Source organism: Psychrobacter namhaensis (assembly GCF_016107545.1).
GTDB classification, from domain to species: Bacteria; Pseudomonadota; Gammaproteobacteria; order Pseudomonadales; family Moraxellaceae; genus Psychrobacter; species Psychrobacter namhaensis.
In genome coordinates this window covers 1-11,038 of sequence record NZ_JABASS010000026.1, presented here as the reverse complement: position 1 = coordinate 11,038, position 11,038 = coordinate 1, and the positions used below count along the sequence as shown (strand labels likewise).

The 11,038-nt window shown below is 47.0% G+C and carries 9 protein-coding genes; 5 read left to right on the top strand and 4 right to left on the bottom strand.

All coding sequences use genetic code 11. The features are described from left to right. Positions 1-157: 157 nt before the first annotated feature. On the bottom strand, positions 158-604 hold the full coding sequence (locus JFC06_RS12060; RefSeq protein WP_198335233.1) for a DUF2147 domain-containing protein: 447 nt from the start codon (positions 602-604) through the stop codon (positions 158-160). A 259-nt stretch (positions 605-863) separates the two neighbouring features. Between JFC06_RS12060 and rlmH the strand changes: the two genes are divergently transcribed. Beyond that, a complete protein-coding gene (gene rlmH / locus JFC06_RS12055; protein ID WP_193005748.1) occupies positions 864-1,352 on the top strand; it encodes a 23S rRNA (pseudouridine(1915)-N(3))-methyltransferase RlmH in 489 nt (162 codons plus the stop codon). A 227-nt stretch (positions 1,353-1,579) separates the two neighbouring features. After that, positions 1,580-2,341, top strand: a complete 762-nt coding sequence (locus tag JFC06_RS12050; RefSeq protein ID WP_227670142.1) for a DODA-type extradiol aromatic ring-opening family dioxygenase — start codon at positions 1,580-1,582, stop codon at positions 2,339-2,341. A gap of 18 nt (positions 2,342-2,359) precedes the next feature. Here JFC06_RS12050 and JFC06_RS12045 read toward each other — a convergent pair whose 3' ends face one another. Together JFC06_RS12045 and JFC06_RS12425 are read right to left on the bottom strand one after the other, a co-directional pair. After that, positions 2,360-3,853, bottom strand: coding sequence for an amidase (locus JFC06_RS12045; protein ID WP_198335231.1), 1,494 nt, complete (start codon positions 3,851-3,853; stop codon positions 2,360-2,362). A 163-nt stretch (positions 3,854-4,016) separates the two neighbouring features. Further along, positions 4,017-7,424, bottom strand: a complete 3,408-nt coding sequence (locus JFC06_RS12425; RefSeq protein ID WP_198335230.1) for a DNA translocase FtsK — start codon at positions 7,422-7,424, stop codon at positions 4,017-4,019. Positions 7,425-7,997: 573 nt separating this feature from the next. Here JFC06_RS12425 and trxB point away from each other — a divergent pair. From trxB to JFC06_RS12025, 3 genes are all read left to right on the top strand, one after another. Beyond that, positions 7,998-9,020, top strand: a complete 1,023-nt coding sequence (gene trxB / locus JFC06_RS12035) for a thioredoxin-disulfide reductase (protein WP_198335229.1) — start codon at positions 7,998-8,000, stop codon at positions 9,018-9,020. Continuing rightward, positions 9,021-9,818: a leucyl/phenylalanyl-tRNA--protein transferase gene (gene aat, locus JFC06_RS12030; protein ID WP_198335228.1), complete on the top strand. Its 798-nt coding sequence runs from the start codon at positions 9,021-9,023 to the stop codon at positions 9,816-9,818. Between the two features lie 79 nt (positions 9,819-9,897). Further along, a complete protein-coding gene (locus JFC06_RS12025; RefSeq protein ID WP_198335227.1) occupies positions 9,898-10,332 on the top strand; it encodes a MerR family transcriptional regulator in 435 nt (144 codons plus the stop codon). 20 nt (positions 10,333-10,352) lie between these two features. Here JFC06_RS12025 and rimI read toward each other — a convergent pair whose 3' ends face one another. Continuing rightward, a complete protein-coding gene (rimI, locus tag JFC06_RS12020; protein WP_227670133.1) occupies positions 10,353-10,847 on the bottom strand; it encodes a ribosomal protein S18-alanine N-acetyltransferase in 495 nt (164 codons plus the stop codon). Positions 10,848-11,038 lie beyond the last annotated feature (191 nt).

Genomic DNA, 11,038 nt, shown 5'->3' with positions numbered 1-11,038 from the left:
TCGTAACGCATAAAAATACCCCATAAGTTGTGTCCAACTTATGGGGGTCGGTTCACTCATGATTATTGGCTACCCTTTTACTGTAAATGGTTTGTTTTAAGTGGCTGGTTTCAAATAACAATGACTGTTAATAAACAGTCTACCTAGCGTCAAACGGTTATTTGATGCGTTGCCAAGTTTGTGAGCGACCAAATAGTGGTGTGCCAACATAGCCACGTAAGTCGAGACTTTGACCATTATCACTTAACGTCAACTTACCCGAATAGACTTTACCTGATTCAGGATCGACCAACTTACCATCACGCCATCTGTTATTACCATCGGCCTTTAGACCTGTTAAAATTCGCAAGCCTTCGATAGGTTGGTTCTTTAGGCTACCCGGACACTTAGTACAGACTGCTTTGGCCTTTTCTCTGTCAAGCACCTTAATGATTTTTCCGGACACTCTACCATTGTTTTCGTACAACTGAATGATGGCCTTTTTTTCTCCTGTTTTATCATCAATGGTTTGCCATTGCGTGCCGTCCAAAGAGGCGGCAAAAACAGAGGTAGATAGCAGGGCACCTGCGGTAAGCGTGAGAAAACTTGATATACTACGGTTCATGAACGACTCCTTTCGTTTAAAAACGTTAATATCCCTTTTACTCCTAAGGCCAAAATGCTGGCTAGGAGCACGACAAAAACATGGGGTACTTGCTCATCGCTCTGCCAAACAGCGCTAAGAGACGACTATATAAAGAACAAGTGTCTATCAAAACTTAGTAAAGCATAAAAAAAAGCATTGTAAAAGTCAGGTTTGTTACAGTAATTTAAGCGTAGCGTTTTGCTATTACGTTTTTTCAACTATTAGAATGGTGTTTCCTATGAAAGTAAGAATTTTGAGTGTGGGCAATAAAATGCCAAACTGGGTGCAGACGGGTTTTGATGAGTACTTTAAGCGTATCCAACCCATGCTGAGCACAGAGATCGTTGAAATTGCCGCCGCAAAACGGGCAAAAAACCCTTCAGATGCCAATTTAGCACAATACCGTGAGCAAGAAGGTCAAGCAATTTTGGCCGCTCATAACGCAACAGGGCGCGAACAGCTATGGGTACTGGATGTCAAAGGTAAGATGATTTCAACAGAAGGGCTGGCGGACAAACTGGCAGACAGCATGCAGCAAGGTGATGACATTGCCTTAGTCATTGGCGGTGCAGATGGGGTGTCGCCAGAAGTGTTAGCAAAAGCCGATGTAAAGTGGTCATTATCAGCGCTGACCCTGCCGCACCCGTTAGTTCGTGTGGTGTTAATGGAGCAGTTATACCGAGCGATGAGTATCAATAACAACCACCCTTATCATCGTGGTAATTGAATAAAATATACACCCACTGTTTTTAATCTAAAAATATCACTGGCAAAACAGATTGAAAAACTGGCGCGCGCCCTAATACAGGGATCATGAAATATCCAAAACGCGCGACACCCAACGCCTCTCAGACTCACCGTCCACGTGACGATCATCACGATAGTACGCTGCCCCCCATCACAGCAGCAACAGCTTGGGCGGACACATCTGCTATCATAACCAGTACTGGTAACATGGCAAAGCTACCAGCCTTGTTTATCTCACATGGCGCACCCACGCTGGCGCTTGAGCAGTCTGCCACCACCAGCGCGCTGGCACGTATTGGGCAAAACTTACCCAAGCCCCGTGCCATCGTTATTATGTCAGCTCATTGGCAGTCGGCAAAGCTTGAAATCAGCAGTAATCCACAGCCAAAAACGTGGCATGACTTTTCCGGGTTTGCTCCTGAGTTGTACGAAATCCAGTATCCTGCGGCAGGTCAGCCAGCTCTTGCTGAATCCCTCGCGCATCAACTCACCGCACGCGGTATTACTTGTAGCGTCAATCCGATGCGAGCGTGTGACCATGGGGTTTGGGCGCCGCTCAAACACCTATACCCACAGGCAGATGTGCCTATCGTGCAGGTATCGTTACCGCAGCACTATGACAGTGTCGCTTGCTATCAGTTGGGCGCACAGCTTGCTCGCCTGCGTGATGAGCAGATCTTGCTTATTGGCTCAGGTAACATCACGCACAATTTACAAGCACTGCGCTGGCAAGCGGACAGCATCGATCAGACAGCAAAAGCGTTTAAGTTATGGTTGCTACAGCAGCTTAAAATAGACATGCCCACCGCTCTCGACTGGCAGCAATATCCTAATTATCAAGACATTCATCCAAGCGACGAGCATCTGCTACCACTATTTTTTGCCTTAGGGGCAGGTCAGCGCGTCTCTGTCGTTCATCAAAGCATGGCGCATCATAGTTTGGGTATGGATATCTATCGCTTTGATTAGCACGTATTGAACGTAAAGCTACTTTTCAAACGCAGGTTTGGTAAATAACCCAGCCCGCTCCATCTCGCCTGCCACACTAAGCAGGGTCGCCTCATCGTTCATGCGCCCGATTAATTGCATGCCAATGGGCAAGCCTTTTTTACTCATACCGACTGGTACTGACATCGCGGGCAATCCTGTGACATTACCCAATAATGTAAAGGCCATTTTACCAAGCACAGGCTGGCTTAGCTTTTCAATCATGCCTGAGTTAAAGGCGTACCTACCCATGTCTATGCCTTTATTGAGCACTTCAGCGCTACGCATCAGCATCTCATCCACACGACTTGGCGGTAGCACGCCGTGCTTCACAGCAGTGGTCGGTACAGTCGGGCACAAAATCATATCGTAGGTTTCGAGTAATAAACCCGTTTGATACTGACTGTTGTGCCAACCGTGTTTGGCGTGCGCCAAATCGACCGCTGACAGCGAGCGACCTAGCAGCGCCATGTTATAGGTTTGCGGTTCTAAATTTTTGATGTGGGCAGCGCCAAAGTCACGCGCGATATTATCTATCGTAAAGGCGGTGTGTGCGCAAACCACGACGATAAAGTCGTGCCAAAACTGCTCGATATTAATGTTTGGCTCAGCTGGTACCACGCGGTGACCCATAGATTCTAGTTGCTTTGCGGTTTGCTCAAGGACGGCAAGCACTTCTTTATCTACAGTGGTGTTGGCGATCAATGGCTGCTGATGTAAGGCGATGGTCAACTGCCGCGGTGCACGCATGGCAGCTTGCAAAAACGTGCCGTCAGGCGCGCCAATCACAAATGGCGCACCAATCTCTGCACCGCTCGTAGCATCGAGCATCGCGGCACTATCCCGTACTGAGCGCGTAATCACGTGATCAGCGACTGCTCCTTCCCAGCCTTCACCAAACCTAGGACCCATTGGATTGCGACCACGGCTCGGCTTGAGTCCAAATGCGCCGCACCAAGCGGCAGGGAAACGTATCGATCCACCCCCATCACCCGCGCCTGCCATTGGTACCATACCACTAGCCACTGCCGCCGCACTACCGCCTGAAGATCCGCCAGAACTATAGCCTTTTTTAAAGGGATTATGAGTGGCACCATGGGCTTTTGGCTCAGTGGTGATAATCAAACCAAACTCAGGGGTGTTGGTCTTACCAAAGGTATTCACGCCGGTAGCTTTCATACGCTTAACGATTTCGCTGTCGTTTTCTGAGATGATATTGACGCTGCGACTGCCCATCGTAATCGGTTCACCAGCGAAACTAAAAGACAAGTCTTTTAGCAAATAAGGCACGCCATTGAAAACGCCTGTCGGCAATCCTGCGCGCGCAGCATGATAAGCGCGCTCATCAAAACGGTGAATAATGGCGTTTAACTTTGGGTTCATCTTGTTCGCTTGATAAACAGCTGCGTCCAGCAGCTCCTTCGCACTCACCTCACCCGAGTTGACGAGTGCGCCCAACCCTATGGCATCATACTGAGTATATTCTTTAAACATAATTAACCTTCCATGGTAAATGATTTTACTTAGTATATCGGGTTAGCGCATAGTCGGACAGACTTCCTACCAATATTTGTTTAACAATCCTTAAAAACGGCATTAAAAAAGCGAGCTACTTGTGCAGCTCGCTTTTGAATCATTTAGTCCAACTGACCAGCCTTTACATCAGTAGCTCACGCTTACCACTTTTACCCATCGAGCTGACCAATCCTGCCTCTTCCATGGAGTCTACAATACGGGCGGCGCGGTTGTAGCCGATACTAAATTTACGCTGGATGCTAGAAGCGGAGACTTTACGGGTTTCCATAATAAAGGCCACTGCGTCATTATAAAGGTCGTCGTCCTCACCAGAAGCGTTAGCCGTACTACCGCCCCCACCCGGGCTAGACAACTCAAAGTTACCTGCCATATTATCGATATAGTCAGGTGCACCGCGCTCACGCCAAGCGTCACAGACACGGTTGACCTCTTCATCACTAACGTATGCGCCATGTACCCGATCGGGTTCAATTTGACCTGGCCCCAAAAACAGCATATCACCATTACCTAACATGTCTTCGGCCCCGCCACTGTCTAAGATCGTCCGTGAATCGACCTTTGAGTTGACTCGCAAAGCCGCACGTACTGGAATATTGGCTTTGATCAAACCTGTGATGACATCTACGGATGGGCGCTGGGTGGCGAGCATCAAGTGAATACCAGCGGCGCGCGATTTCTGTGCCAAGCGTGTGATCAGCTCTTCTGCTTGCTTACCGACCTGCATGATCATATCGGCAAACTCATCTGCAACAATAACAATCATCGGTAAAGTTTTTAGCTTGGGCGCTTGACTGATACTGACACTGTCGTTCGGTCGCCACAAAGGATCCAGCATCGGCTTGCCTGCTTTTTCTGCCGCAACGACTTTTTTATTAAACTCGTTCAGCTTACGAACCTTAAGCAAACTCATCAACTGATAGCGGCGTTCCATCTCTGCCACACACCATGACAGGCTACTAGCAGCTTCGGTCATATCCGTGACGACTGGCGTCAGCAGATGCGGAATGTCATTGTAGTTGGCAAGCTCTAGCTGCTTTGGATCAATCAGAATAAGGCGCAGCTCATTTGGCGTGTATTTGAGTAGCATCGAGAGCAACATGGAGTTGACCAGTACAGACTTACCAGAACCTGTGGTACCAGCGACCAACATGTGCGGCGCGCGGGCAAGATCCGTGATGATTGGGTTACCACCAATATCTTTACCCATGGCCATGCTGATTTGCGCTTTAGGGTCTTTGAAGGTTTCGGTACTGAGCAGCTCAATTAAGCGTACCATTTCGCGTTTTTTATTGGGCACTTCAATACCGATGTAAGGCTTGCCTGGGATGACTTCGACCACCCGCAAAGAAGCCATCGATAATGAGCGCGCCAAATCGCGTGAAATGCCTGTGACCTTACTGGCTTTTACCCCTGCGGCAAGCTCCACTTCAAAGCGAGTGACCACAGGCCCTGGGATTGCATTAACGACGGTTGCCTTAACGTTGAACTCTTGCAGTTTAATCTCTAACAATTCAGAAAGTTGCTCAAGTTCAGCCACGGTATAGCTAGGCTTACGATCAGGATCAGGCTTATCGAGTATAGACACTTCTGGAATAGGGGTTAAGCTGCTGCGATAAGCGGCCGTTTGCATCGAGCGTGATTTTTGACTAAAGGCTGCATCATCACTGATATCTGGCATGACTGGGGCATGTGCCTCGTCATCCGTACTCGTGTCATCATCTGGCATCATGTCGGTGATACGATTGCTGCTATCACCCTCTGGCACGGCAAAGCTCATCAAAGGTTTAATCGCGTTAGCCGATGGGGTATTTGTCTTAGCGCTCGTTGCCTCTACCGTTGGGGCAGCTTTTGGATTGGTAGGCGGTGTGTTGGTTGGCGTCATGTCAGCCACTGCTGAGACCGAGGCAGTATCCTCTGGTACCGGCGAAGTAGCTTCTGTCGATGCTAGAGCAGCTGGATGTTCAGTCACGCTCGGCACTTCAACATTATGTGACAGCTCAGCTGGTTCGTCAGTCCTCTGTTGCGAGGGTGTGTTTGAGTCATCAGGAGTAACATCTGGCGCAGACGTTACTTTTTCTGATACTAGCGGCTCAGCGATGTTGTCTGACTGAACGGGGTCAGGAGACTCAAGAGTCGTAGGTTCCAAGACGTCAGCATGCTCTGCTAACCAAGCCTCTGCCAACGTATCAACGGCTACCGTTGTGTTCTCTAGTTCAGCAGAGCTAGACTCAGTCGTAACTTGGCGACGACTGTCACTGTATGCCAAATCATCAACTGATGGCTGAATAGTGGTTGTCTGTGGATTCACAGCTGATTGAGCCGCTGCCAGCTCTGTCTCTGGGGTGAGTGTGGACGCTAGGGCAGCTTCATTTGGTGATTCAAGGTCGGTATCATTAGAAACTAAAGTATCAGCATCGGCGCGATTCACACGATGAGCGCTATAACTCGTTTGCTCGCTTGCTAACAAATCATCGACGGTACTGGCATCATTCCACGCAAAGCTTGGTTCCACTTTACGCACAGGCATCATAGTAGGACTCGATGACGCCGATGCGTTCGTGGGGGCGGTAGTACTGTCCGTAGTACCGCTGGCCATCGTATCACGAGCCATAGTGCCGCTAGGGGTCACGGCTACTGTGTTTAAATAGTCGCTTTTTCCATTACTAGACACAGAGGTTTGATCAGAGGTAGTAGCTTGTGTCGCTGTTGCCATGGACGCTTTCACACTATCAGCAAGCCCCGAGTTTACTAAAAAATCTGACAACGCATTGCTGAACCGACCGCTGTTATCTACTGTTTTAGCATGCTCCGCTGTCTGCAGCTCAAGTGGTAATTGTTCGTACTCTGACGCCTCTTTTTTTGTATGATCTTTTACTGTGCTTTCATCATCGTTCTCGGAAGCGTTATTTTCTGGCGTGGCTAAGGTATTGTCCCTGTCTTTATTTTTTACACCAGCACCGAGCCATGATAGCGCCGTCACCTTGCGATAGATCGTCAACCAATGAATGTTAAAGGCAAAGGTGGCGGTAATAATGACAAATACTGCCAAGAAAAGCGCACTCCCCCACTGCGATAACAGCTGCGCCAAACGCACTTGTAATTCAAGGCCGATAATACCACCCGCCACACCTTCCAACTCAGTCGATGCGGGATTGGTAATCTGCTGGATCAAAGACACAAACTGGGCAAATAAAGCACTGGCACTTAATAATAAAAACACATAAGCAACCAAGCGCATGAGCCAAAACGTTGGCTTATTGTCCCACCAAATAAGAATAGACTCATAAACCACAAACGCCAGAATCCACCATGCGCCAAAACCAAAGAAGCTATAGAGTAAATCAGACAACCACGCCCCAGTTTCACCGCCCATATTATTAATCGTCGTCATATCACTACTGATGTGCGACCAGCTAGGATCATTGCCTGTGTACGTCATCAAAATGACAAACAGGTAAACGGCCAGTATCAACCCAAGGAGGGTAAATATTCCCTTTTTTAAATACTCAATAAGCGGTGCTGATATCACGTAAGATCTGCCTTGTTATTAATACTAAATGGTCGTCTGCGCATGACTAAGCCTAATCATGCTGACATAAAGTGCTGACATAAATATACCTAGCTAAGTGTTTAAAGGCCATTATCCCTCCTAACAACGATAGATAACCGTCATTTTTTAGGTACGACCACACTTGGCATAACTTCTTATAATAACAAATACATAGGTATAGTGGCGACAGTCTTCTAAAGAAAGCATGCAAGAAAGTAAGCCAATATACGATTTAGACACAAAACACGAGCTACTCGTCAAAACCGCTGACAGGATACTTCTAACAATTTTTCGTAAACCCTATTTCGTAAACCCTATAAAATACCCACTATCTTTTTAGCCATGTTTCAAAATCCTCTTTCAAGACCCACATGCTTTAATTCTAATGATACCTGTGTTTGTTTTAGCAAACTTGCACTTTTTGCCGTATGCCCTTATGTTATTATCACACAGCAATTAGAAAAACCATATTCGTCACAACTTTTGAAGAGTATCTTTTTATTCTACTAATAACTCACATTTTTCATTCTTATTTTTAGCAAGGAACAACTCATGGTATCTGCCACTACAGCTCCACGTCACGAAAAGCTTATTATTTTAGGATCAGGCCCAGCCGGTTACTCCGCTGCCGTCTATGCGGCACGTGCCAATCTCAAGCCTGTCATGATCACAGGTATGGAAGTGGGTGGACAATTAACGACCACCACCGAAGTCGATAACTGGCCAGGCGACGCTCATGATTTAACGGGACCTGCTTTAATGGAGCGTATGAAAGCCCACGCCGAACGCTTCGGTACTGAATTGGTCTATGATCATATCAATGACGTGAATTTGAATGAGCGTCCTTTTCAGCTATCAGGTAACAATGGCGACTACACTTGTGATGCCTTGATTATCTCAACAGGGGCATCTGCTCAATATTTGGGACTAGAATCTGAAACCAAATTTAAAGGTTTGGGCGTATCAGCTTGTGCCACTTGTGATGGTTTCTTTTATAAAGACCAAAAAGTGGCCGTCATTGGTGGTGGTAATACCGCCGTCGAAGAAGCGTTGTACCTCTCTAACATTGCTTCTGAGGTCACACTAGTCCATCGCCGTGACAGCTTGCGTTCTGAAAAAATCCTACAGGACAAGTTATTTGAAAAAGCCAAAAATGGTAATGTCAAAATCGAATGGAACCATCAAGTAAAAGAAGTGGTCGGCGATGACATGGGCGTTAATGGCGTGGTCATCGAGTCTACGCTAGATGGTAGCACCAAAACACTAGAAGCGATGGGCATGTTTGTTGCCATCGGTCATAAGCCCAATACTGATTTGTTCAAAGATCAGCTCGATATGAAAGATGGCTACCTTATCGTCAACAGCGGCTTAAATGGTAATGCCACACAAACCAGTGTTGCAGGGGTATTTGCAGCCGGTGACGTCGCAGATCATGTGTATCGTCAGGCCATTACTTCTGCTGGTACTGGCTGTATGGCAGCGCTTGATGCAGAGAAATATTTGGACGCCATTGGGGAAGCAAATGCGTCTGATCACACGTATGCGTCAACGTTGACTGCTGATCAAGAAGACTAAATGGCTAACTTATCACAGTATAATGATCATCCCATCACACCTGAGGCTCTAAAGAGTCTTGGGCGTTATGACTTTCCTGATCCTACGTCTATCGATCCTGAGGGGCTTGGTATCGTCGCTATGGGTGGGGACTTAGCGCCCGACACCCTGATTTCTGCTTATGCGCAGGGACTGTTTCCTTGGTTTAATGAAGATGAGCCTATCGCTTGGTGGTGTCCTGAACCAAGATGTGTGATGGTGCCAAGTGACTATCAGCCGAGTAAGTCTCTGCGTAAGCAAGCCAGTCGCGCACGGTGGCAGCTGACCCTAAACCATGCTTTTGCTGAGGTGATCCATGCTTGTAGTTTACCCCGTAGCGACGGACTACCTGAGGGCGAGCATACATGGATTCATGAAGAGATGATTGCAGCGTACACTGAGCTGCATTCTCAAGGCTTTGCCCATAGTATCGAGGTTTGGGATGATAAAGGACAGCTGATCGGCGGGCTTTATGGATTAAAAATAGGCAACGTGTATTTTGGCGAATCCATGTTTCACCGCGCCTCTAACGCCTCAAAACTAGCGTTTTGGGGATTGATGCGTTTGTGCGAACAAAGCCATGTAGCGCTCGTTGACTGTCAGCTTCCAAATGACCATCTTATGAGCTTAGGCGCCATCACCTTACCGCGAGTGGATTTTCTCAATCAACTGGGTACCCTACTGAGTGATCGCTCAGTAAAATGGCAAAACGACTCTCACAAACCGTTAGCAGTGTCGCTACTTGATACCGTAGAGCCTTGGCAACTCAAACAACGTTAAGCGCGACTGCTACTACCTATCACACTCCATTTTGTTATTTATAATATTTTATAAATATTTACCTACCGTCGAGATCATTATGGCACCTGATACCTCATTCTTATTAATTGGCGCCCTAGCAAAAAAAGCCAATACAACCAAAGATACCGTTCGTCATTATGACCAATTGGGTTTGCTAAAGTCCCGTAAACGGCAGGCAGGTTCTCGTCTATATACGGAGTTTCACCCCCAGTGTATTGAACGTATCGAGCTGATCAAAAGCGCCCAAGCCATCGGCTTTACGCTTATAGAAATCAGAGAAAATCTTAATGATTATTACGACGGTCAACTCGATATTGATTTGCAGCTGACACTGACTCAGCAAAAGTTAGCACAGGTCCAAAACCAACAAGCCAATATCAACATTATGGTAGAGTTGCTAAGCGAACGTATCGAGGTGCTGGAGCGCATGAAGGCAGACAGTGACTATCAGCTGGATATCGAAGTATGCAAAAAGAAAGCACCCTCACAGTGACAAAAGACGTCTTGAGCCACTTAACAATAAACACGCTGCATAATCAACGCGTCAACAGCAGACTGACCCAACCGTTGATAATAGCCTTTACGCTGATGAATCACCACAAATTCCTGCTGCTCATATAGAGCAATGGCAGGGGCATTATCTGCACGCACTTCTAACAATAGACTCTCTACCTGACGGGTCTTTAACTCTGTGTTTAATTTAGCAAAAAGTTGCGAGGCAATACCTTGGCGTTGGTAAGCAGGCTGCGTCCCAATACGTAGAATTTCTGCTTGCTCAAAAACCACTTGATATAAACAGTAGCCAAGCACCTTATTTCCGTTCACAGAAGCAGGCTGCTCTTGCCCATAGACAATTAGTATGTGGATGCTATCTTGTTCAAGGAGTTGGAGCAATGTTTGATAAGACCACGCATCTTGTGGCTGTACCACAGCTTCAATATCCGCCACCGCTTGCATCACGTGCTGACGCTCTGCTGCATGAATGGGGAAATCTTCTATAACAAACACGGCGCTTCCTCTTATGTTTATCGCTTAATAGCTCTTAGCTCAGGCAAATTTTGCCAAAGAATCTTATCGAGACTTCACTTTTTATCAATAATACCACTTCCGCGCCCCCACAAAAAAAGCCACCCTCTTAAAGGATGGCTTTTTTATGACTAACTCAAAATCTCATTGCTGAGACTTATCGATTAGTTCAA